Raw genomic sequence first — 23,052 nt, 5'->3', positions numbered from 1 at the left:
ATCAAGGAGTATGTAATGAAAAAACGTCATTTTCTCAAGTCTGCGCACAGGCACTACCAGAAAGATCAGGTAATTTGTGCTGCGGTATTCTTGTTGCCAGCAGTGCTTATTATTGGTGGTTTCGTGCTGTACCCTGTGTTGTCTGCTGTATATATTTCACTAACATCGTGGGATGGATTCTCTCCAGAAAAGAAATTTATTGGCTTGGAAAACTATGCTCGTCTTTTCCAAGATCCTGAGTTTTTCAACAGCTTAATGGTAACAATTATTTATGCTGCTGGTGTATGTGTATTAAGTGTGCTGACTGGATTGTTGCTCGCGCTTTTGCTTGATGCACCTATACGAGGTAGGAGTATTTATCGTAGTATTTACTTCCTTCCAGTGGTTACATCTTCTGTGGCTGCAGCCATTGTGTGGAAATATATGCTCGATCCTTCTGGATTCGTGAACAGTGTGTTGATGAAATTCAATATACACGGACCAGATTGGTTACAAAATCGCTGGCTTGCGCTTATTGCATTAATTCTTTTGACCGTGTGGAAAAATATTGGTTTTAACGCTATTTTGTATTTAACTGCGTTACAAGCATTGCCAAAAAGTGTGTATGAAGCGGCTGCATTAGATGGAGCTACTGGGTGGCAAAAATTATGGAAGATTACTTTCCCATTGCTGTCTCCAATGACGTTTTTTGTAGTAGTTCAGGCATTGGTGACGAGCTTCCAATCCTTCGACCTTGCATACATGCTCACGGGTGGTGGGCCTCGCGGAGGCACGGAAGTGCTTGGCATGATGATGTATCGGGATGCGTTCAAGCTTGGTGATTTTGGCTATGGAACAGCAATAGCGTTTATTACACTTGCGCTAGTGCTAGGCGTGACGATGGTTCAATGGAAAGTTTCTGGAGCACAAGGAGAAGAATAATGAAATCATCATTATGGTCGCGTTTGGCGCGTCATGCGATTCTGATTTTAGGTTCAGCAACAGTAATCATTCCATTTTTGTGGATGTTCACTACTTCTTTGCAAATGCGTGCTGAAACATACACGAATACTTCAATTTTTCCCACATCATGGCATTGGGAAAACTATATTCACGCTTGGCAAGCTGCGCCGTTTGCACAATATTACTGGAATACGCTATTGATGACAGTAGGAATTGTTGTAGGACATTTAATATTTGATGCCTTTGCTGCCTACGCTTTTGCGCGCTTAGAATTTCCTTTGAAGAAAACAATATTCATTCTGCTGCTTTCTGCATTGATGATTCCTAATTTTGTGATTGTTATTCCGTCCTATGAGATAGTCGCTAATTTGGGGTGGGTTGATACGCTGTATGCTTTGGTTGTTCCTAGACTTGCAGATGTGTTTGGCATTATTTTACTTCGCCAATATTTTGCAACAATTCCTCGAGAGCTTGATGAGGCAGCGCGCATTGACGGTTGTGGCAGGTTTGGAATATTCTTCAAACTGATTGTTCCATTGTCATATCCAGCGTTTGCGACGCTTGGTATTTTCAGTTTTCTCTTTGCGTGGAATGATTTCCTTTGGCCGTTATTGGTTACGAATACGGATGAAACTCGTACAATCCAGATTGGTTTAGCATCCTTCGTAGGGCGTTATGGAACCTCTTGGAATTATTTGATGGCAGGAACTTTGACTGCAACAATACCAAGTATCATTGTGTTCCTTTTCTTCCAACGTGCGCTCGTTAGAGGAATTGCAAATACGGGTATGAAAGATTAGAAATTGTAGAAATATTAAGGATGGGGTTTATTATGTCTATACCACAGTGGTTGCCTGATGCAAGATTTTATCAGATTTTTCCTGATCGTTTCCATCGTTGTGAAGGCTACGGTATGCTAACTGAAGGTCATGTGCCGCTTGATCCATGGGATGCTGAGCCTACGCGTGAGAATTTCTTAGGCGGTAATATTGCTGGAATTACAGAAAAACTTGATTATATTCATGATTTAGGTTGCAACGCGCTCTATTTGAATCCAATTTTTTCTGCTGCAACAAATCATCGTTATGATGCAAACGATTATTTCAAAATCGATCCACTTTTAGGAACGCTTGAAGATTTTCATACATTGGTAGATGAAGCGCATAAGCGGAATATACGTATAGTACTAGATGCAGTTTTAAATCATTGTGGTAAAACTCATTGGATGTTTCAAGATGTTGTTAAAAATGAAGAGAATTCAGAATATGTGAATTATTTTTCAGTGAAAAACTTCCCAGTTAAGTCATTGCCTGTGCCTAATTATAAAACCTGTTCTGGTTGTGAATATCTACCGAAGTGGAATGTGTTTAATCCAAAGGTGCGTGAGCATCATTTTAATGTTGCAAGATATTGGATCGATCAAGGTATCGATGGTTATCGTCTTGACGTTCCATATTTTATTTATCCAGAATTTTGGCAGGACTTTAGGCAAGTTGTTAAAGCAAAAAATTCGGAATTATGTTTGATAGCTGAAGAGTGGAGAGACCCTGCTCAATGGTTGCAAGGAGACACTACTGATAGCACAATGAATTATACTCTGCGTGATTTAGTTTTAGGTTTTACCGCGACAAAGCGATTCAATGCATACGATTTTGTTAACGGTATTAACCGTTTGCAGGAGCGCATACCGTATGGATATCACCATGGAATGATGAATTTGTTGGGTAGCCACGATACTGAGCGTGTTTTAACTGCGCATCAAAATAATACTGAGGATTGCATAACCGCGTACTATTGCATGTTTGCCTGCGAAGGTGCTCCAATGATTTATTACGGTGATGAGCTTGGTATGGTTGGCGATAATGATCCAGGGTGTCGTTCTGGTATGCAGTGGGATAGTCTTGATGCAAATGCTGAAATATTCCGTACAATTGTTCAATTAAATGCATTGCGGCGTGATCATATTGCGTTGCGAAGAGGCACGCAAAGTTGTTACGCTGTTGACGAAGATACTGTCATTATTTCTCGAGAGCATAAGGAAGAATCTCTTTTGATGATTATTTCACGTAATAATTTGGTAGAATATAATTCATCGAAGCTACCTCAACAATTGCAAAATCATAATTGGCGAATTATAAATGGTGTAACTGTTGGAAATAGTTGGCGCCCCAATAAAGATAATTCTATGATTGTATTGCAAGCTCAACAGTAAAAATAATGTAGAAGTAAGAAGTGTGAGACATGGGAAAGAAAATTACAATGCAGGATATTGCTGATGCAGCGCGTGTCTCTAAATCTGCTGTCTCCTTTGCGTATAATACTCCTGATCGCTTATCATCAGAAACTGTAGAACACATATTTTCAGTTGCAAAGGAACTAGGATATGTGCGTAATCCTGTTGCTTATATGCTGCGAACTCAAAAGACAAATAGTTTGGGATTGTTACTACCACAGCAATTAGGGCGAGTGCTAGAAAATCCATACTATTCGGAATTTATTCAAGGTATTGGGCAAATCTGTGAGCGAGAGGGACTGACGCTTCTTTTAGTGCCTCCACTTCGTAATTCTATGTTAAAAGCAATTCCTTATGCTGCAGTTGACGGTTTTATAGTAACTGGTTTAGAAGAAGATCGTGGTGAAGTTGAAGCTCTTATGCAGCAAGGAAAGCCATTTGTTATTGTTGACAGTGAGGTGCATAGTCAGGCTCCAAGTATCAATATTGATGAGACGCGCGCTATGAAGGAATTAACTGAGCATCTTATTTCATTGGGCCATCGCAATTTTGTGGTGATTTCTCCAGAATCAGGCAATGATGATGGGTATCTTTCTTGGCATGGAACAATTCGTCGCCGTATTGATGGTGTGATTTCTGCTTTAGAAGAGAATGGAATAGCCCCACTGGTCGATAAGAAAAATGTTATTGAAGTGCCATGCACTCGTGCTGGAGGAAAAGAAGCTTTTGCACAAATAACTAAACAAAATAATTCTGCATTCCCAACTGCGTTCATCTGCTTTAGTGATGTTATTGCGTTTGGAGTAATGGATGCTGCTAGACAGTTTGGTTTGCAAATCCCACGTGATATTTCTGTTACAGGTTTTGATGATCTAGATGAGTCTGCATGTAGTAATCCACCGTTGACAACAGTTAAACAGCCTGTTACAACTAAAGGACGTTTAGCTGCTGAATATATAGTAGAGACTTTGAATGCTGGGTATGAACGAGCATCATCCCGTCACGTATGTCTACCTATTACTGTGCTGCTGCGTGAGTCAATTGGCCCAGCAGCATCTATAAGAGAATAGGCTGCGTAGTAAATACTTTGATTCCTTCCTCCTATGAAAAATATAGTGCCACGTTAAGTTTTTTAGCGTGGCACTATATGCATAATTTTTTTGTTTATATAAAATTATTTTTTCTACTGGCGATAGTAGGAGAGGAAGTTAGAGAGTTTGCTCATTGCGTCGCGAAGCGTTTGCAAGCGCGGCAAGTAGACTACGCGGAAGTAGCCTGGAGTCTGCCAATTAAAGCCTTTGCCGTGCACAATCAGCAACTTCTGATCGCGTAGCAAATCAAGAGCAAACTGTTCATCGTCGTGAATGTTGTATCGACTTGGATCAAGCTTTACAAACATGTAGAAAGCAGCGTCTGGCCGCTCAACGCTTACGCCATCCATCTCTTGAAGCGCGTTATAGCAATACTCGCGCTGCTCATACACGCGTCCGCCTGGCTCCAAATACTTTTCAACGCTCTGGTATCCGCCCAAAGCAGTCTGAATAATCGACTGCGCAGGAACGTTCGAGCACAAGCGCATATTAGACAGCATATTAAGACCCATAATGTAGTCGCGAGCCTTGGATTTATCTCCCGAAAGACTCATCCAACCAATACGGAAGCCAGCAATCATATGCGACTTAGAAAGTCCGCTGAAAGTTACGCAGAATATGTCTGGAGCAAGAGAAGCAATCGAAATATGCTTCTTGCCATCCATAACAAGACGGTCGTAAATCTCGTCTGCAAAAATAATCAAATTAAACTCGCGCGCAATCTTAACAATCTCTTCCAAAACTTCGCGACTATACAGCACACCCGTAGGATTATTTGGGTTAATAATCACGATTGCTTTAGTGCGAGGCGTGATTTTAGAGCGAATATCGGCAATATCTGGGTGCCAATGCGACTTTTCGTCACACATGTAGTGCACAGGAGTGCCGCCGGCCAGGCTCGCGCACGCAGTCCACAGAGGATAGTCCGGGCTTGGGATAAGAATCTCGTCGCCGCAATCAAGCAGCGCTTGCATAGAAAGATTAATCAGCTCGGAAACTCCGTTTCCAGTGTAAATATCTTCCATTTGCACGCCTGGAATGCCCTTAAGCTGATCGTATTGCATAATCGCCTTGCGAGCGGAGAAAAGTCCACGACTATCCGAGTAGCCTTCGCAGTCAATAAGCTGCTGTTGCATGTCGTAAATCACTTCGTCTGGAGCGCGGAATCCGAAAGGCGCAGGATTTCCAATGTTGAGCTTTAGAATATGCGTTCCGTTCGCTTCCATGCGGTTTGCTTCTTCAACAACTGGGCCGCGAACGTCATAAAGCACGTGCTCGAGTTTGGTTGATTTGTTGAAGGTTCTATGTTTAAGTGTTTGGGAAAGTTCAGCTTCTGTAAGCTGTGGCTGATTTAATTGTGGTTCTTCTGCAGACTGGCAGTTTTGCTCGATTTTTGCACAAGAATGACCGCCTTTGATTCCGTCGCCGCTGATTCCAAGAATTTCAGCTAGCATGTTACGTACGTCTTTGCGAGGCTCGGTTTTGCCGCTTAAATACTGGCTTAACTGGCTTTTGCCAAGTTTATGACCGTTTTTTGCTGCAAGCTCGATTACGTCAATCTGCTTGTACCCCTTACGCTTCATAGCTTTTTTAAGCTCATCATCAAAATTCTGTGCCATAATCTGTCTTTCTTGTAAAATCGGCATTTATAAATTGAACAAGTTTATAGCAAAGTTCAAAATATAAGTATTAAATTGAACTATTTATATTTTTAGTGATGATTTTACGCGCAAATTTGTATTTTGCAAAGTAAAAATTGAATTTATTTTGAATTTTTGCAAATGGTATAAATTATTTTGAATTTATATTGAACTTTTGAACAAGTTCCTCTTTATTTTTAAATTATTTTGCATTTCAATAGATTTTATATTAGTTGCCATGTTTCGATAAGCTGAAAAATAAGGTAAATAAACAGAGGAAGTTATAATAGTATGCCAGTTTTTGAGCTAATTCTGTACATCATGGCGGTTGTAGTGCTGTCATCATTCTTGGAACGTTTTATACCGAGAGTTTCAGTGCCGCTTGTGCAGATAACCATGGGTGTTATAGCTTCAGAACTGCCTTTCTTCCCAAACGTTACTCTCGATCCAGAGCTTTTTATGATCGTAATTGTTGCGCCTTTAATTTATTTTGAATCGCGTGAGATAAATAAGTTAGCGTTATTGTCTTCATTTAAATACTCAGCAACTCTTGCTGTTGGTTTAGTACTGGCAACTATGGTCGCAGTTGCTGTGCTTTTACCTGCAATATGGTCATTTATACCGATTGCCGCTGCAGCTGTGTTAGGGGCAGCTTTGGGACCGACTGACGCTGTGGCAGTAAGTGCGTTAAGTCATGAAGTATCGCTTACTGACAAACAATTTAGCGTACTACAGGGTGAATCACTGTTTAATGATGCGTCCGGAATCGTAGGCTTCCAGTTTGCAGTTCTTGTTGCTGCGTCTGGTGTTTTCGATATCACGCCAGCACTAAGCAGTTTTGCATCAAAATTCTTTGGTGGAATTGCAATTGGCGTATTTGTAGGATTAGCTGCAAACTGGCTTTTTGAAAAGATTAGATCTTTAGGCTGGGAAACTACAAAAACAAGAATATTAATGGAACTATTTTTGCCGTTCCTGCTCTACATGGGTGCTGAAGGTGTTGGCGCTTCTGGAATGCTAGCGTTAGTTACCGCAGGATTACTAGCAAGATTTGATCGTTCTGGAGTAGGTCCGAATGTTTCGCGCACTAATATTGTTGCCAATAGCGTGTGGAGTGTTCTTTCGTTTGGGCTGAATGGTGCAGTTTTTGTTCTTCTTGGCATTGCTTTGCCAAAAGTTGTAAGTTCAAGTTGGAATGATTATGGTGTTAATAACCTGTTGCTTGTGGCTATTATTGCTGTAACGTTGCTTGCGGTTGTTGGCATGAGGTTCTTATGGATGGTCACCATGGTTCGCATCGCAAGATCTTCTCAATTCCAATTAACAGGCGGATTAAAATCTGCTGTAATTATGACTTTAGGTGGAGCAAAAGGAACCTTAACTTTAGCGTTAATGTTCACATTACCGGTGAAGTTTCCACTTAGGAATGAACTTATTTTTATATCGGGAGTAGTGATCGTGGTTACGCTACTTATGGCGAACTTCTTGTTACCCATGATTTCTCCCAAAAAGAACGATACTGAACTTGAGGAAGTTACTCCTATTGCCATTGAAGTGCTTAGACGTACGGTTGAAGAATTAACCTCTAGTATTACTAACGAAAATCGTCGTGCAGTATTGTCTGTTGTTGACTCTTATACCGAACGAATTGAACGTTTAAAGCAAAATATTGGGCATAGAGACTCCAAAGAATATTTGGATTTGCGCATTGAAACTCTTAACTGGGAAAAAGATTATATTAAGCAGCGTTTGCGTAAGCTGAAGCAAGCTTGTTCTTTATCGAAACAGGAATTGCTGGAGGTTGAAGCTTGTGAGCGTCTGTTGGATCAAATTATGAATTCTTTACGTCACATTCACACTGATAGGCAGTTGGGAACCCTCATGTGGCATGTTCGCGGAAGGTTAAGAGCATTACAGCGTCGTATTGGAACAGTCATAATGCGAGTAAGTAATATGATTCGCAGAACAGCTCCACTCTTACAAGAAGACGTTATTTTTGTGCATATTCGTCAGTTGCATATTGAAGTTATTCAGCACGTTATTGAACGACTATATAATGTCATGAGCAATCAGGAATACGCAGCTGAGTACTGTTCTGCACTTTTGCGCGAGTACAGGAGTGTTGAACGATTGTTGCGTTCTAGACCTAATGTGAGCTTGAGCGTGCGTTTAATCGAAAATATTGAAGAAGTAAAGCGTGAAAGTTACGCAATAGAGTTACGTATAATTCATGACATGTACGAAGATGGGGATATTACGCGAATGCAAGAGCGGCAATTGCGCAATAACGTGTACGTTATGAACGTTGATGCTAACGTGGATATGTAATTATTGGACGTATCATAAACTGTTAAGCGGTTTGCTACCATAAAAGCTATGTATTTCTTTACTCCGAGGCGCTGCGAATCTACCCAAAAAATCATGTACAAGAATAAAGGGCAGGCTCTTATGGCAGCGGAGCAAAGTTTGCGAGAGCGTGGAACACAGTTATGGGTTTATGCTTGTGAATATTGTGGTTGCTGGCATTTGACGCATAAAAACCCGGTAAATCGCATGTATTCCGATATGCGCTCGCCATCCGCAAGCACGAAGCCTAAATCTAGAAAGCGCGGGTACAAGCCAAGACGGCGTTAAGTTAAAACGGCACTAAATTAAAACGGTGTTAAATCTTATGCAACATTAAAACCTTGCCTTGCAACCTGCTCAACATCTTCTGCTTCGTGTTTTTTGGCAATATCGTCTGCTGCTATAGCAAGACTTTGCGCGCTGAAAGCGTCAACCGGTCTGCTAGTATTTCGCAAATCGTAATATTGATGCACGCGATTGTCGAAATCGGCAAGATTCTCTAGTAATTCAGCATCGTCAGCAGGGTAAGTGTTTTCAAAAATCTGCATGCTAGTACTCATGCGCGGCTTTAATTCCGGATTTTGTGCAGGCTTACCAATTGCCAAGCCGAGCACGGGATACGTGTATTCAGGCAAATTCAAAATATCAATAAGCTGAGTTCTACTGTTCAAAATTGAACCGAGGATTACGCAACCAAGACCCAAAGATTCCGCGGCAGTTTCCATGGTGTGAAGTGCCAAAATGACGTCGTTTTGAGCTTGAGTAAAGCGGTAACGAGTTTTAAGCATAAATTCGTCGCTGCCTGTATCGATGCCATTTTTTTGTGCAATTGCAGCGTTTCTGTGCTGGTCAATAATAAAAACGTACAACAGCGGAGCTGTAGCAATATATGTTTGATTGCCAATTTCGGAAAGCTTCTGCTTAATTGAGCTATTCGTAATTTTAATCGCTGACCAGTCGTTCAAAAACTGGCTGCAAGCAGCGCGTTGAGCCACGGTTTCAAGAGTCGCGACTGTATCTTCGTCAATTGCTTCGTTGCAAAAAGCGCGAATAGATCGGCGGTTCAGTAGAGTATCAATAGTTTCGTTGTGACGTAAGTTTTGCACGTTATTCTTATTCCTTACTTTCCTTATTCTTCGATTATTTCTGCATTTAGTTTCATTTGTTCAAAATTAGAATTTATTTTTTCGAAACTGTCGCTTTCTTTGCCTCCGCGCAACATAAGACAAGGTTCCGTGACTTACTAAGCGACCAACAATCGTAGTAAGAATCGCAGAAAATACTGCAAATCCAAGAGACATTAGCAATGGTTCTTCTTGCTTAACACGTTGCTTTTGTGTGATTTTTTCTTTAGAAAGATTGTTAGGACGATTATTAGAGTTTAAATTGATTTTTCTAGTATCAACATGTTTTTCCCATATTAAGTGCGCAATCTGTCCAGCTATAAACGTTGCAAAAGACGGAAGTGCGGCTTTAAGCAACGAATCTCCTAAAGTATTTGGATTTTTTAATCGGCGCTCGCGAAGCGCATCAATCTTACGATTCGCTGCATTCAGTCGTTGTACGGTAGCTTGAGTCGCACGATGGTTTCGTTGAGTTTTAGTATTAGCCGATGATAATTGCGTCATATTTTCTATGTTAGTGGTAACGAAATACCAATTTTGGCGGTACCATGGAACAGTAATCTTGATTTGCGGCAAAGTGGCTGCAAGTTAAGAAATGCTTACGTAAAGCAATCGTGCTGCTAGGCGTCCAGTGCGATGTGTGTACATGGCGCTGGTGAGGAATGTGAAGACTATGCAAAATAACGGCACTAAAGAATCCTCTCAGAAAGAATGCTCGAAGCAGGGTTGCTTGGTGTTACTTCGTCACGGTCAAACCGCTTGGAGTGTGTCTGGTCAGCATACTGGGCGCACGGATTTGCCTCTTACTGAAGTTGGTGTTGAGCAAGCAAAAGAGGCTGGTGCTAGATTGCAGTGTGTGTTCACAAAAGGTTTTGATGAGGATTGTGTGCTTGTAAGCCCGCTTCGTCGCGCGCAGCAAACAGCTCAGTTTGCTGGATTTGCTTCGTATACAATTTGTGATAGCGCGCTGGAGTGGGATTATGGTGCTGCTGAGGGTCGCACGCGCGCTGATATTTCTAAACTAAGTGGAGTTGAGGCGTGGGATGTGTGGAAACATGGTCCTAAAGTTCTTCCTTCTCACATGGTTAGTGATGCTAAAGAAGTGCTTCCTAGTGGAGAGACAGTGGATGTGCACAGGACTTCTGGAGAAAGCTTGCAAGAGGTTTCGGATCGTACTCAAAAGATTATTGATATGGCAATGCCTAAATTGAAATTAGGTAAGGACGTGCTTGTTGTTGCACATGCTCATGTGTTGCGTATTCTTACTGCGCGCTGGCTTGGAGTAAACCCAGATTTTGCGCGACTTCTTCGTATGGATACCGCGCATTATTCTGTGTTGGGCACGTATAAAGGCGACAATGTAATTGTGCATTGGAATTGTTGAAATACGGTTTAAAATTTCAGATATTTCCATATATTTTAGTGCGATTTGCGCAAATTTTTTGCAAAGATATTTATATATTTGAGTCTTGCGTTTGCTGTAATATTAGCTCACTACTGTGATTTAAATAGTATTCAATAGCAGTAATTAGTTAGTTCGTAAGAGATTAGCAGTATATGGAAAGGTTCGATGATGAGTCGTTCGGTTAAGTCGATTATTGCGCTAGTGGTTTGCGCTGTTTTGGCGGCTTGTGCGTTTACTGCTTTTGGTTTTTCTCAGTCTTTTGGCGCAAATGCCGATAGGTCTGCTAATGGGAAGGTTATTTTCTTCAACTTGAAGCCTGAAGCTACTGCTATGTGGGAAGAAGTTGCTAAAGAATACACAAAACAGACTGGTGTTACAGTAAGCATAGTTACGCCAACTGGCGGTCAGTATGAAAAGAGACTTAAAACCGAAGTTGAGAAATATAAAGATAATCCAGATAGCATGCCTACGTTATTCCAGATTAACGGTCCTGTTGGCTACGCTAACTGGAAGGATTACACTGCTGATTTAACTAATTCCCCTCTTTATACGCAACTTAGCAATAAAAATCTTGCTTTTATGGATAACGGTAAGCCGGTTGCTGTGCCATATGTTACTGAAAATTACGGCTTGATTTACAACAAGGCTTTGCTTGCTAGGTATGTGGATCTTAAAGATGCAAAGTTGCAGCCAGAAGAAAACGGCAAATCTTTTGAAGATCAAATAACTAATTTCGCTGCGTTGAAGGCTGTTGCAGACGATTTGCAAAAGCGCAAGGATGAGCTTGGTATTGACGGTGCTTTTGCGTCCGCAGGTTTTGATTTAAGCTCCGACTGGCGTTTTAAGACGCATCTTGCAAATATGCCTTTGTATTATCAATTCGTTAAGAATAACGTTAATGGTCAGCCTCAGTCAATTAATTACGACTATGTTGATAATTTCAGGAAGATTTTTGACCTTTATATTTCTGATTCCACAACTCCTGTAAGCCAGTTAAGTACTAAAACTGGCGAGGATGCTGTTTATGAGTTTGCTCTTGGTAAAGCTGTGTTCTACCAGAATGGTACTTGGGCTTGGGGTGATCTTTCAAAAGCTGGCATAAAGCCTGACGATGTTGGCATGCTACCAATTTATATTGGTGCTAAGGGCGAAGAGAAACAAGGCATGGCTACCGGTTCGGAAAATTATTGGTGCATTAATAAAAAGGCTTCAAGGCGGAATCAGGAAGCAACTAATGTCTTCCTTAATTGGTTACTTACTACAAATTATGGTAAGGATGCTTTAGCTAATAAAATGGGCTTTGCTGCTCCTTTCAAAGGTTTCCCTAAAGCAGAAAATCCTCTAGTTCAGGCTGCTGTTGATTACACTGCTAAGCCTGGCAAATTGCCTGTTAAGTGGGTGTTTGTTACTATGCCATCTAACGGTTGGAAAGACGATGTTGGCTCTGATTTGCTTACATACGCTCAAGCAACAAAAGACGGTATGACTTCTATTGGCGCTAATAAGGCATGGGCTACTCTTAAATCCGCGTTTGTTGACGGCTGGGCTAAGGAATATAAGATTGCTCATGGGCAGAGTTAGTTTAATTAAATAATTTGTTTTGAACTATAATCCTCAAGGGGTTGCACAATCGTTTGCTAAATTGTTGTGCAATCCCTTTAATTATTGCCAAAAATACGTGCTAATTTTATCGAATATATTAGTGGGTGGTGTTTTTATAATGACACGCGTCAATTTACTTATGCTATCGTTTGCAATATTGCAGCAGTTGAGGCATAATAAATATTGTCGATAAGGACACCTAGAGGTGTGGCAGTCCAATGACGGGATTGTCGGCATAGGAGAAAGGTTCGATGATGAATCGTACAATTAAATCAACAATTGCACTGGTAGCTTGCTCGGCAATGGCTTTTGGCGCGCTTGCAGCTTGCGGATCCTCCTCAAGTGACAGCTCTGCTAAAGGTAAGGTTTACTTCTTGAACTTTAAGCCAGAAGCTGCAGATCAGTGGAAGGAAGTAGCTAAGGCATACACCAAGAAAACAGGTGTTGAGGTTAAGGTTCAAACTGCTGCTTCCGGAACTTATGAGCAGTCTTTGAAGAGTGAAATCAGCAAGGGTAATGAAGCTCCTACACTCTTCCAGATCAACGGTCCAGTTGGTTACGCAAGCTGGAAGGATTACACTGCTGATTTGAAGGATACTGAGCTTTATAGCCAACTTCAGAACAAGGATATTGCTTTGAAGGATGGAGATAAGGTTGTTGGTATTCCATATGCAATGGAAACCTACGGCTTGATTTACAACAAGGCTTTGCTTAAGAAGTACACCGAGCTTAAGGATGCTAAGGTAAAGTCTGCTGAAGAAATCAACTCCTTCGATAAGTTGAAGGCTGTTGCAGATGATATTCAAAAGCACAAGTCAGATCTTGGCGTTGAAGGCGCCTTTACTTCTGCTGGTTTTGATTCCAGCTCTGATTGGCGTTTTAAGACCCACCTTGCAAATCTTCCTTTGTACTATGAGTTCAAGGAAGATCATGTTACCAAGCAGCCTGCAAAGGTAAAGGGTAGCTTCCTTGACGGTTATAAGAAGATTTTCGATCTTTACATTACTGATTCCACTACACCAGCAACAAAGATTGGTTCCAAGACTGGTGAAGATGCTAATGCTGAGTTCTCCCAGGGTAAAGCTGTGTTCTACCAGAATGGTACTTGGGCTTGGGGTGACCTCTCCAAGGCTGGTATGAAGGCTGAAGACCTTGGTATGCTTCCAATTTATATTGGTGCTAAGGGCGAAGAAAAGCAAGGCTTGGCAACTGGTTCTGAGAACTATTGGTGCATAAATGAGAAGACATCTGATGCTAACAAGAAGGCAACTAAGGACTTCTTGAAGTGGTTGCTTACTTCCGATGCTGGTAAGGATGCTTTGTCTAAGAAGATGGGCTTCACTACTCCATTCAAGAGCTTCGCAGATATCAAGTCTGACAACCCATTGACTCAAGCAGCCGTTGAAGATGCTAAGTCTGGTAAGACTCCAGTAAGCTGGAACTTCACCGTAATGCCATCTGATAACTGGAAGAACGACCTTGGCTCCGCTTTGCTTGAGTACGCTCAGGGCACCGGCAAGTGGGATAAGGTCAAGACAGCATTCGTGGATGGTTGGGCTAAGGAATATTCTCAGGCTCATGAAGATGACAACTGATCCATTAATAAACAAACAGACGTTATACCTGCTGACGTAAGCAAGCAAAGGTGACGTAAGCAAATCCGCTAGGATACTGGCACATTATAGTGCTAAGTCCTAGCGGATTTTGTTATTTCGATATTTTCTAGAAAACTATAAAAGGTCTACTCTTTTAATAATGCAGCTGTGCTTGAACGCACAATAAGTTGCGCTGGAACAATGCGATATGGATCTTCAACTTCCTCTGCGTTTATAAGCGCAAGCGTGATATTTGCCGCAGTAGAAGCAATATCAACTGGATCCTGTCTAATAGTAGTTAAGCCAGTTTCATGCGCGTAAAAACTATCGTCAAAACCAATAATTGACACATCTTTTGGAGTAGAATACCCGCTGCGTGCAAGCTGAAACATAAGCGGTATTGCAATACCATCTTCTTGGCATGCAATTGCTGTTGGCATAATTGAACTTCCAAGAAGCATAGAAACTATGGCGCTTATGCGATCAGAATTAGCAGGTGCCACAATTTCTGTAGGTGTGATCCCGCTATTTTGGCATTCATCAATAAAAGAATGGTAACGCTGCAATACGCTGAAATGTAGTGAAACGTCACGAGTTGTGCGCACATATGCAATATTGCGATGCCCTAAACCGATTAAGTGGCGTGCCATAAGTCTTGCACCTTGGTCATCGTCAATATTGATAGTCGCGTCAAAATCGCATTTTTGTGGATATAAGCAGTTTATGCCAACAATTGGTACACCTGTTGATTTAAGTTGTGCGATTTCGTCGGTATTTACGTCAAAGGAGCACACAACAACGGCGTCAGCATTACGTCTAGTTGGGAGCATTGTGAAAAATTCGCTACGCTCTTTGCTGCTGGAAATCTGAAAAATTGACAAATCGTATCCAGCTGTGTGGAATACTTGATTCAATCCTTGAATAATAGATGCAGAAAACCATAGACGAATTTGATCGCTAATCAATAAAGCGATGCGCAAGGTTTTACCAGATTTTAGTGCTGCTGCAGATTTCGAAATAGAAAAATTCAATTGTTCAGCAATGGCCAATACTTTATTGCGAGTGGATGCAGATACTAAGTTTGGTCGTGTAAATGAACGCGACACAGTAGAAACTGACACATGAGCTTTATTCGCTACATCTTGAATATTTGCCGACATGTGAACTCCTTTATTCGCGTATAACAAACGTGTAGCACAGCCTTGTGTTTAATTGTTTAGTGCGAACTTTTATAGTTCGAAACAAACAAACGTTTGCAGACATTTCTATTTTAGCAAATTTTGCTGGAATGCCAACGATAATAAGCAATTTTTTTAAAACTAAATTCTGATATTTGTTTGAAGTGACATATCGAAAATGACAACGTTTGACATAGCTAATTCATGTAGTAGAATGAAGTTATTGGTTCGGGACAGCGATGTCTACGTGGATGTCGCGCTCAAGGAGGAGAAAGTGACGAGTCATGATTAGTATGAGCGGAAAAGCAATACGTAAATGGTGGTGGTTATTTGCGCTGCCAACGTTTGCTGCGTTTGTTGTTGGCTTCTTAGTGCCATTTATTATGGGTGTGTACTTGAGCTTTAGAAAATTCACTACTGTGACTGATGGTAAGTTTGTGGGTTTTCGTAACTACTATAGAGCTTTAAAAGATCCGCATCTTGTTTATTCGTTTTTGTTCACAACGCTTTTTGCAGTTATTACAACAATAATTATTAATGTTATTGCTTTTGCAATTGCGTACATGCTTACTAAGAAGTTCAAGGGCACGACGATATTCAGAGCCGTGTTCTTTATGCCAAATCTTATTGGCGGTATCGTTTTAAGCTATATTTGGCAGCTCTTGTTAAATGGTATACTCGGCTACTTCAATCGTACGATTACGTTCTCTGAAGTATTCGGTTTCTGGGGCCTTGTGATTGTTGTTTGCTGGCAGCAAATTGGCTATATGATGATTATTTATATCGCAGGAATGCAGGCTCTTCCAGGAGATGTTATGGAAGCAGCTGCTGTCGATGGTGCAAGCCCAAGGCAGACTTTATTCAAGATTACTATTCCATTGATGATGCCTTCTATTACTGTTTGCACATTCTTAACAATTACCAACGGCTTCAAGCTTTTCGATCAGAACTTCGCATTAACTAACGGTGGTCCGTCAAGGAAAACAGAGATGTTAGCTCTCAATATTTATAGAACTTTCACTACTCCAAGATGTGAAGGCGTTGGTCAGGCTCAGGCAGTCATGTTCTTCATTGTCGTGGCTGTTATTGCTATGGTTCAGAATATGCTCACTAGGTCGAAGGAGGTAGCGGCATGAACGAGAAAACAAAGCATCCTGCGTTATGGACTGTGCTGTTCACTCTTATAAGCTTGTTATGGATTTTCCCTATAGCTTTAGTGGTACTGAATTCTTTCAAGTCTAAGGTTGATATTGCAAGCAATCCTTTTACTTTTAGTTCAAAATCGTTTGTTGGAATGTCTAACTACGTATTAGGTTCAAATCGTACTGATTTTCCAATGAGTTTCCTCTGGACTATTGTTGTAACTGTTGGTTCTGTAATCCTCATTCTTCTGTGCACGTCAATGTGTGCATGGTGGATTGTTCGTGTGAACAATTGGGCAGCAAAACTTCTATACGTTTTGTTCCTGTTTAACATGATTGTGCCGTTCCAGATGGTTATGTACACCCTTGCTTACATTACGAACACTTTAAAGTTGAATACTCCATGGGGATTGTGGATTATTTACTTAGGCTTTGGTGCAGGACTTGCAGTGTTTATTTTCACTGGTGTGATTAAGGGTATTCCGCAAGAACTCGAAGAGTCTGCAATGATTGATGGTGCTTCTGTACCACGTATATTCTTCCAGATTATTGTGCCGATTATGCGACCTGCTATTATTTCGGTTTCAATCTTGCAGGCAATGTGGATTTGGAATGACTTCCTGCTTCCATTCTTGACGCTCGATCTCAACAAGTATAAGACTATTTCTATAGCTGTTCAGTATTTGAAGGGCGGCTATGGATCTGTCGAGATGGGCGCAATGATGGGCTGCTTGGTTATGGCAATTGTTCCAATCATAATCTTCTACCTCATCTGCCAGAAGTACATTATTAAAGGTGTTATGTCTGGTGCAGTAAAGGGATAAATTAATTCTCCTCCAAAATTCAAGTGGCAGTGAAAGCGGCGGTGTGTGCATACTATTACGTTTGTGCACACCGTCATTATTTTTAATAGTTACGTTAGTTTGTAATTAGGTGGTAGAGTTCGTTATTAGAGTATCTATAGATAGTAAAGCATAGGAATTGCGTCATAAAACCAGGAGATAGTATAGAATGATTTTCTCGTTTGGAAGCCCAGATTCAAAGTTTGCGCAAAGCATGGAAACATTTGCTGATGCCGTGTGGCTTACAATATTGATGATTTTAACAAGCTTTCCTTTAATTACTATCGGCGCTTCTCTTTGTGCTGGTCATGATGCTGCAAGACGTACAGAGCAAGGTGAAGGACATATTACTGCAGCTTATTTTCGCGCGTTTGCTAGCAATTTTTTGGAATCTACTATTATTTGGGCTGTAATGGGACCAGTTTTGCTTGCTATTATTTGGCTATGGCTTTGCGTGTGGTTTACTCCACTTTTAATTATTAAATTTATTCTGAGCATATTGTGGGTTATTGTTGCCGAATGGGTGTTTGCATTACAAGCGCGTTTTAAAAATTCAATTGATAAAACAGTGGCTAATTCTCTTATTTTTGGTATTTCGTATTGGAAAGAAACTCTTATAATGACACTGCTAGATATAGTGTTTATTGTGTTAATATTTGCATCAATCGTATATTTGCCGCAGGGTTTGCCTTTGTTGGTATTCATTGGTTGGGGATCGCTTATTATGCTGCATACTCCGATTTTAGAGCGTGTATTTGCAAAGTATATTAAGAAGTAATTTCTGCGTTATGGCGTGACGACCTGCTTGAGCGCTGCGATTTAGCGCGCGAGTGTTGCTGCTTATTTGTGTTATTGACGCAGATTACGTACTGCGCGAGTAACGGTGTTGAGGCAGGGGGGTTTGCTTCTTACTCCATAACCCCCATAACCCCATAATTAATGAGGCGAGCACTATTATAGATGCTCGCCTCACATAGGACATCATGTAAGAAATATTTTGATTTGCTACTATGCAAATCATATTCCTTACGAGGGGGGGAATAGAGTCAGTTCATCGGTAAACCAACTATTAAATTATACATGCTTCCGTGTATTTTCGCCGCGCATAACTGCCGTCATAGATAGCACTCGTGGTGACTTAAATACTTCATCGGTGTGAACTACACGACCATCAGCATCAGCAAGTGGAATACGCCAGTTTGGATACTCTGTACTAGTTCCAGGCTGATTCTGTGAACGCTTCTCGCCGACAGCATCAACCAAAGCTACTTGCAAAAGCAAAGATGGGGAAGTGAGCATAATTGCATGCATAGCTTCCACAATCTCTTGTACATGACCTTCAACATCCTCAGCAGCATCTTTGCTAATCCAACCGTTCTCAAGAAGCATCTTCATCATTGCATCGCGTTCAGCTTGAGCAGCCTCCTGGAACGTTTCTACGGAGTCTGTAAGCAGATGAAGTTGCTCGCGAAGCTTGACATGCTCAAAGGCAAGATAACCAGCTGTAGGTGGCATATCGTGCGTAGTAACGGAAGCAAGAGCATACTCTCGATATGTAGACGGATTAGCAAAAATAATTTGCTTCTTTCCAGCCTTCTTAGTAGCGGCTTCAGCTTCGTCGTCGTGGGTGAACCACTCAACAACAGTGCCAAGCACGCCATGAGATGCAAGAACCTTAGAAACATACTTCGGCACAGTGCCCAAATCTTCGCCAATAACAACACCGCCTGCGCGAGTTGCTTCAATAGTGAGAACTGCGAGCATTGCATCTACGTTGTAGTACACATACGCGCCGTTTCTAGCACCCTGTCCTTGTGGAATCCACCATAAGCGGAACAATCCAAGAACGTGATCAATACGAGCAGCTCCTGCATGCAAGAACACGTTATGAACCATGTCTCGGTAAGCAATATAGCCAGTTTCATCCAAATAATTTGGATCGAATGGAGGTTGACCCCAATCCTGACCTTGCTGGTTGTAGAAATCAGGAGGAGCACCGACGCTTACACCATTAGCAAATCGTTCCGGACTCCACCAAACGTCAGCACCGTAGCCGTGTACGCCAACTGCCATGTCTTGCATAAGACCAATTGCCATACCAGCAGCTTTAGCTTCAGCGTGAGCTGCAGCAACTTGCTCATCAGCAATCCACTGAAGCCAACGATGGAACTCAAACAAGTCAGCATGTTCGCGCTTAAGTCGCTCAATTTGCGGAGTGCCTTTGCCTGTAGTGTCAAACCACAAATTCTCGCCCCAAGGAGCACCCCAAACCTCAAACGCAACACACCAAGTTGCAAAGGCGTCAAGATCTTCACCAGAACGATGCTTAAACTCACTAAACTCGCGCTCGCGCTCGGTAGAACGAGGTTGCTTGAAAATAATACGCAACGCAGGAAGCTTGGCATCCCATGCAGCGTTGATATCTATAGGATTTGGATTATTGTTTTGAGGAGCAATAGACTCATGCAATTGCTCTACTTTAGCAAGATCTTCGCCACTTAATTCAGCATATTCCGGAATATCTTGCGGACGAATATAAGTGACATTCAAGAACCTACGAGACTCAGGCAAGTACGGTGAAGGCTCAAGAGGTGTTACTGGAGCGCACGCATGAATTGGATTAATCAGCATAAAATCAGCCTTGCCGATTTCTCCAGCATCCTTAAGTAGGCGACGCAAATCGCCATAATCGCCAATTCCCCAAGAATCTTTTGAACGCACAGAATACATTTGCGTCATGAATCCCCAACGGTGCTTTTGCTTAACGCTTTCAGGCAATGGAATACGCGCAGGTGCGGCAATCAATGTGACATCAGCATGTTGAGCCGTCTCGCCATTCGCGCTGATTACTTTGGCATGCAAAGTGTGGTAGCCCATTGGCAAATCATCCGGAAGTTCAATGAACAAGTCTCCATCGTCTTCGGATTGAATATCGCCTAACGAGTCTTCATAATCTGTTCCATCTTCGAGTGTAAGAGAAATGTGAATTTGCTCTTTTTTGGCATCTCCTGCGTGAATTGGTACGCAAGTTTTTGCGCCATTAAACGAAACGACAGTTGGTGGCAATAACTCGCTAGAGCGTTTGCGCTGAACCTTCTCGTATGAAATTGCAATATTGTCTTGAGTGTCGGCAGGCATGCCTAATGCATCAAGTACTCCAACTAATGCTTCATCTGTAATTTCGGTGTAGCTTCCTTGCTGATCAATATAAAAAGTGGCAACGCCGCACGCCTTAGCAAGCTTAATAAGTGGACGTGCAAGACGTTCTGCGCTTTCTTCCATAGGCTTATCAGCATCAGCTTTGCCAGTAGCTGTTGTTGTCATGGTGCTCCTTCTACTTTATGATTTGGCACATTCCTAACATCGTCGTAAGCGTGCCAAATGTGCAACTATGGCGATAGCGTGTAAATCAATACATCTCTGGATTGAAATACACCCTGCCTGTCAATTATATAAATACCTGACATCGTTTGCAAATTAGCGTTGCGACATATTTGCTAGTTTTTATAAGTAATTGCAACTAAACACAAGTGTTGTGATTACTCATGTTTAGTTGCAATCGTCTGACAGTTTATTATTTTTTTTACTTACTAAAACGCAATTACTTGTTGCTAAGCACAACAAAAGTTCTGATAGGCAAGTGTAGGGTAGCAGCGCTTTTTTCAGTTGTAATATTTACCGCGGTGTCAGGTTGTTTTCCAGTCCACTTAGCAAAATAATCACTTGAATTAAGTACGCAATGCCACTCTTGAGCCTTTGCGCTATGAATAGCAGGTAGCTGAATAGTTGCATCTTCATGATACATAGGATTTGCGCAAACAATTAAATTATTGCCAATGCGCGTAGCCAAAACAGTATGGTTAGACGTTTCAAGTTGTTTGCGTTTGCCATCATACAATGAGCTATATTCAGCGCGAAGCTTTATAAGTGCACGATACCATTGAACAAGCGGATTGAAACGTTCAGCGCGCGCCCAGTCAAGCTGGTTCATTAGTACACCGCGATTATAAGAATTATCGCAACCGTGCTTAGTACGTCCAAACTCTTCTCCGCTTAGCATAAACGGCGTGCCTGCAGAGCACAAAACAATTCCAGCTGCAAACATATTAGCGTTCAAAATATCCGCAACTTGTTGTGCATCTTGAGCGTCAAACTCAAAATCGCTAGCATTCTCGCGCATAGAGATACAAAGCTTATCCCAGAAAGTCAAATCGTCGTGAGCAGAAGTATATTGAACAATCTGTCCAACTTCTTTACCTGCAGAAGGAGTATCACGCCATGCATTAAGAGTTTGGCGAGCCGCATCTGAGCACCAGAGCTCATTGCCATTTACATACCCGCGGTCGAGATGGTTCATGACGTTGCCTTTGAGGGAATCGCGAGACTCGTCACTAAACCAGCCTATGCGCTCGTTAAGAGTGCTCCTGCCGTCTTTATCTCCCATCGGAACTTTTTCATCAACAGCAGGATCCGAAGCACTCCACGGTTCTCCATACATAACAATATCTTTACCGCCAGGAAGCTCATCTAATGCAGCTCGTGCCTGATTTAAGGTTTCAGTATCAGTCAATCCCATAAGATCAAAACGGAAGCCATCAATGTGATAGCAGCGTGCCCAATGCAGCAAAGATTCAATAATAAACCTGCGGAACATAGGATGTTCAGAAGCCATTTCATTTCCACAGCCAGAGCCGTTAGCAAAAGATCCGTCAGAGTCTCGCCTGCAGAAATACCCAGGAGCCATGCATTCGAAAGCGTTTTCTGCAGACTTGTACATGTGATTATAAACAACATCCATAATTACGCGTTGGCCATTAGCATGTAATGCCGCAATCATTGCTTTGCATTCGCGAATTCGCGCAGTGCCGTCGTAAGGATTGCTAGAATAAGCACCTTCAGGAACGTTGTAAGCGTGAGGATCATAACCCCAGTTGTATAGAGAATCTAATTCTTCTGCTGAAGCACCGTTTTTGCGCGCATTGTCGATTGCGGATTCGTCAACTGTTGCAAAATCGTAAATAGGTTCGAGTTGCACATGAGTAATGCCAAGCTGCTTTAAATAATCCAAGCCAGTAGGGAAGTTGCATTCAGAAGAATCTGGATTTTGCAAAGATGTATGTTCATCAGTAAAAGCGAGATATTGGCCTCTATGCTCTGGCTTAAAGCCGCCATTAGGATTGCTGCTGAAATCTGCAACATGCGTTTCCCACACAACCATTGCATGACGCACAAACTTAGGAGACTTATCTTTATGCCAATTGGCAGGAGACACTCGCTCATCGTCTATGACAAGGCTGCGCTCACCATTTACACCGCTTGCTACACCCCAAGGGTCACTAGTTCGATTTACTGTGCCATCTTGGAAAGTAACAAGATAATCGTAGTATATGCCGTCTAAACGCTTACGGAAATTAATCCGCCAAGCTCCGTCATGCAACGGTTTCAATTCGTGTGTTTGAATTGGCTCACTGTTGTTTCCAGTTTCAAAAAGTCTTAACGTCACATTCTGTGCAGTTGGTGCCCATACAGTAAATGTTGTAGATTTAGCGTTTAAAGTAAATCCAAGAGGTCCTTCGTATACAGGCCATGTTGCCGAAGATGGAGTCGTCATATAGGGTATCCTTCTTCCTTCGCTATTTTGCGAATTGTCTAAATTTTCTAAATTATTTAATCGTATTAGTAATTATACAGTTTTTAAATTTTATTATTTACTTATTGTTCTGTTATCAAGTTTTTTTATGTTTTGCGGCACTATTTGGCTAAACACGGTAGGGTTTATGCGATAGCCATTATCGTATTAAGTCAAACGGCGAGTGTGTTAAGTTATTTTTTATTTTTACGTGTTCGTGTTGTCTAGCGAAAGAGAAGGCTGAAACGCTCGAAAGCGTCTCAGCCTTCAGTAGATTTATATC

Annotated in this window: 18 protein-coding genes; 12 read left to right on the top strand and 6 right to left on the bottom strand. The window is 41.6% G+C overall.

Annotated features, from left to right (window positions below):
- Window positions 1–15: 15 nt before the first annotated feature.
- From HXT41_RS04160 to HXT41_RS04145, 4 genes are read left to right on the top strand one after another with little or no spacing between them, the layout of a single operon-like run.
- Window positions 16–921, top strand: a complete 906-nt coding sequence (locus tag HXT41_RS04160) for a carbohydrate ABC transporter permease (protein WP_012914542.1) — start codon at window positions 16–18, stop codon at window positions 919–921.
- Complete coding sequence (locus tag HXT41_RS04155) at window positions 921–1,742, top strand: carbohydrate ABC transporter permease (RefSeq protein WP_004108195.1); 822 nt, start codon at window positions 921–923, stop codon at window positions 1,740–1,742. The genes HXT41_RS04160 and HXT41_RS04155 overlap by 1 nt, the downstream gene beginning before the upstream one ends.
- Window positions 1,743–1,774: 32 nt before the next feature.
- Entirely contained in the window at window positions 1,775–3,154 is a 1,380-nt protein-coding gene (locus tag HXT41_RS04150; RefSeq protein WP_004108193.1) for a glycoside hydrolase family 13 protein, read from the top strand.
- Window positions 3,155–3,183: 29 nt separating this feature from the next.
- Entirely contained in the window at window positions 3,184–4,245 is a 1,062-nt protein-coding gene (locus HXT41_RS04145; protein WP_004108190.1) for a LacI family DNA-binding transcriptional regulator, read from the top strand.
- Between the two features lie 113 nt (window positions 4,246–4,358).
- Here the strand turns inward: HXT41_RS04145 and HXT41_RS04140 are convergent, their stop codons facing one another.
- Entirely contained in the window at window positions 4,359–5,885 is a 1,527-nt protein-coding gene (locus HXT41_RS04140) for an aminotransferase class I/II-fold pyridoxal phosphate-dependent enzyme (protein WP_116995001.1), read from the bottom strand.
- Between the two features lie 312 nt (window positions 5,886–6,197).
- Here HXT41_RS04140 and HXT41_RS04135 point away from each other — a divergent pair, with 312 nt between their 5' ends.
- Together HXT41_RS04135 and HXT41_RS04130 are read left to right on the top strand one after the other, a co-directional pair.
- Window positions 6,198–8,234, top strand: a complete 2,037-nt coding sequence (locus HXT41_RS04135; protein ID WP_033888413.1) for a cation:proton antiporter — start codon at window positions 6,198–6,200, stop codon at window positions 8,232–8,234.
- 48 nt (window positions 8,235–8,282) lie between these two features.
- On the top strand, window positions 8,283–8,540 hold the full coding sequence (locus HXT41_RS04130; RefSeq protein ID WP_076003106.1) for a hypothetical protein: 258 nt from the start codon (window positions 8,283–8,285) through the stop codon (window positions 8,538–8,540).
- 35 nt (window positions 8,541–8,575) lie between these two features.
- On the opposite strand, the gene HXT41_RS04125 is transcribed toward HXT41_RS04130, so the two are convergent.
- Entirely contained in the window at window positions 8,576–9,358 is a 783-nt protein-coding gene (locus HXT41_RS04125; protein WP_410310278.1) for a nitroreductase family protein, read from the bottom strand.
- Window positions 9,359–9,424: 66 nt separating this feature from the next.
- Entirely contained in the window at window positions 9,425–9,880 is a 456-nt protein-coding gene (locus HXT41_RS04120) for a DUF4235 domain-containing protein (protein ID WP_012914538.1), read from the bottom strand.
- 169 nt (window positions 9,881–10,049) lie between these two features.
- On the opposite strand from HXT41_RS04120, the gene HXT41_RS04115 reads away from it, so the two are divergent.
- The 3 genes from HXT41_RS04115 (at window position 10,050) to HXT41_RS04105 (ending at window position 13,978) form a co-directional block, all read left to right on the top strand.
- Window positions 10,050–10,760, top strand: coding sequence for a histidine phosphatase family protein (locus tag HXT41_RS04115; protein ID WP_012914537.1), 711 nt, complete (start codon window positions 10,050–10,052; stop codon window positions 10,758–10,760).
- A gap of 186 nt (window positions 10,761–10,946) precedes the next feature.
- Entirely contained in the window at window positions 10,947–12,362 is a 1,416-nt protein-coding gene (locus HXT41_RS04110; RefSeq protein ID WP_116995000.1) for an ABC transporter substrate-binding protein, read from the top strand.
- A gap of 272 nt (window positions 12,363–12,634) precedes the next feature.
- Entirely contained in the window at window positions 12,635–13,978 is a 1,344-nt protein-coding gene (locus tag HXT41_RS04105; protein WP_012914535.1) for an ABC transporter substrate-binding protein, read from the top strand.
- A gap of 146 nt (window positions 13,979–14,124) precedes the next feature.
- Here HXT41_RS04105 and HXT41_RS04100 read toward each other — a convergent pair whose 3' ends face one another.
- Window positions 14,125–15,138 (bottom strand): LacI family DNA-binding transcriptional regulator, encoded by a 1,014-nt coding sequence (locus tag HXT41_RS04100; RefSeq protein ID WP_012914534.1) that lies wholly within the window; start codon window positions 15,136–15,138, stop codon window positions 14,125–14,127.
- A gap of 302 nt (window positions 15,139–15,440) precedes the next feature.
- Between HXT41_RS04100 and HXT41_RS04095 the strand changes: the two genes are divergently transcribed.
- From HXT41_RS04095 to HXT41_RS04085, 3 genes are all read left to right on the top strand, one after another.
- Window positions 15,441–16,292, top strand: a complete 852-nt coding sequence (locus HXT41_RS04095; protein ID WP_004118392.1) for a carbohydrate ABC transporter permease — start codon at window positions 15,441–15,443, stop codon at window positions 16,290–16,292.
- Entirely contained in the window at window positions 16,289–17,122 is an 834-nt protein-coding gene (locus HXT41_RS04090; protein WP_004104804.1) for a carbohydrate ABC transporter permease, read from the top strand. The genes HXT41_RS04095 and HXT41_RS04090 overlap by 4 nt, the downstream gene beginning before the upstream one ends.
- 187 nt (window positions 17,123–17,309) lie before the next feature.
- A complete protein-coding gene (locus HXT41_RS04085) occupies window positions 17,310–17,918 on the top strand; it encodes a hypothetical protein (RefSeq protein WP_004108152.1) in 609 nt (202 codons plus the stop codon).
- Between the two features lie 296 nt (window positions 17,919–18,214).
- Here HXT41_RS04085 and malQ read toward each other — a convergent pair whose 3' ends face one another.
- Window positions 18,215–20,464, bottom strand: coding sequence for a 4-alpha-glucanotransferase (malQ, locus tag HXT41_RS04080; protein WP_116773616.1), 2,250 nt, complete (start codon window positions 20,462–20,464; stop codon window positions 18,215–18,217).
- A 277-nt stretch (window positions 20,465–20,741) separates the two neighbouring features.
- Window positions 20,742–22,751, bottom strand: a complete 2,010-nt coding sequence (gene pulA, locus HXT41_RS04075; protein ID WP_004108138.1) for a type I pullulanase — start codon at window positions 22,749–22,751, stop codon at window positions 20,742–20,744.
- Window positions 22,752–23,052: the final 301 nt, after the last annotated feature.

Source organism: Gardnerella sp. DNF01189 (genome assembly GCF_049244195.1).
In the GTDB taxonomy this organism is placed as follows: domain Bacteria; phylum Actinomycetota; class Actinomycetes; order Actinomycetales; family Bifidobacteriaceae; genus Bifidobacterium; species Bifidobacterium swidsinskii.
This window is presented reverse-complemented; position numbering and strand designations above follow the sequence as displayed.

What these genes read in the sequence shown, in the direction of transcription:
- HXT41_RS04160 (WP_012914542.1), top strand. Translation starts at nt 16, where the DNA reads ATGAAAAAACGTCATTTTCTCAAGTCTGCGCACAGGCACTACCAGAAA.
- HXT41_RS04155 (WP_004108195.1), top strand. Translation starts at nt 921, where the DNA reads ATGAAATCATCATTATGGTCGCGTTTGGCGCGTCATGCGATTCTGATT.
- HXT41_RS04150 (WP_004108193.1), top strand. Translation starts at nt 1,775, where the DNA reads ATGTCTATACCACAGTGGTTGCCTGATGCAAGATTTTATCAGATTTTT.
- HXT41_RS04145 (WP_004108190.1), top strand. Translation starts at nt 3,184, where the DNA reads ATGGGAAAGAAAATTACAATGCAGGATATTGCTGATGCAGCGCGTGTC.
- HXT41_RS04140 (WP_116995001.1), bottom strand. Translation starts at nt 5,885, where the DNA reads ATGGCACAGAATTTTGATGATGAGCTTAAAAAAGCTATGAAGCGTAAG.
- HXT41_RS04135 (WP_033888413.1), top strand. Translation starts at nt 6,198, where the DNA reads ATGCCAGTTTTTGAGCTAATTCTGTACATCATGGCGGTTGTAGTGCTG.
- HXT41_RS04130 (WP_076003106.1), top strand. Translation starts at nt 8,283, where the DNA reads ATGTATTTCTTTACTCCGAGGCGCTGCGAATCTACCCAAAAAATCATG.
- HXT41_RS04120 (WP_012914538.1), bottom strand. Translation starts at nt 9,880, where the DNA reads ATGACGCAATTATCATCGGCTAATACTAAAACTCAACGAAACCATCGT.
- HXT41_RS04115 (WP_012914537.1), top strand. Translation starts at nt 10,050, where the DNA reads ATGCAAAATAACGGCACTAAAGAATCCTCTCAGAAAGAATGCTCGAAG.
- HXT41_RS04110 (WP_116995000.1), top strand. Translation starts at nt 10,947, where the DNA reads ATGATGAGTCGTTCGGTTAAGTCGATTATTGCGCTAGTGGTTTGCGCT.
- HXT41_RS04105 (WP_012914535.1), top strand. Translation starts at nt 12,635, where the DNA reads ATGATGAATCGTACAATTAAATCAACAATTGCACTGGTAGCTTGCTCG.
- HXT41_RS04100 (WP_012914534.1), bottom strand. Translation starts at nt 15,138, where the DNA reads ATGTCGGCAAATATTCAAGATGTAGCGAATAAAGCTCATGTGTCAGTT.
- HXT41_RS04095 (WP_004118392.1), top strand. Translation starts at nt 15,441, where the DNA reads ATGATTAGTATGAGCGGAAAAGCAATACGTAAATGGTGGTGGTTATTT.
- HXT41_RS04090 (WP_004104804.1), top strand. Translation starts at nt 16,289, where the DNA reads ATGAACGAGAAAACAAAGCATCCTGCGTTATGGACTGTGCTGTTCACT.
- HXT41_RS04085 (WP_004108152.1), top strand. Translation starts at nt 17,310, where the DNA reads ATGATTTTCTCGTTTGGAAGCCCAGATTCAAAGTTTGCGCAAAGCATG.
- malQ (WP_116773616.1), bottom strand. Translation starts at nt 20,464, where the DNA reads ATGACAACAACAGCTACTGGCAAAGCTGATGCTGATAAGCCTATGGAA.
- pulA (WP_004108138.1), bottom strand. Translation starts at nt 22,751, where the DNA reads ATGACGACTCCATCTTCGGCAACATGGCCTGTATACGAAGGACCTCTT.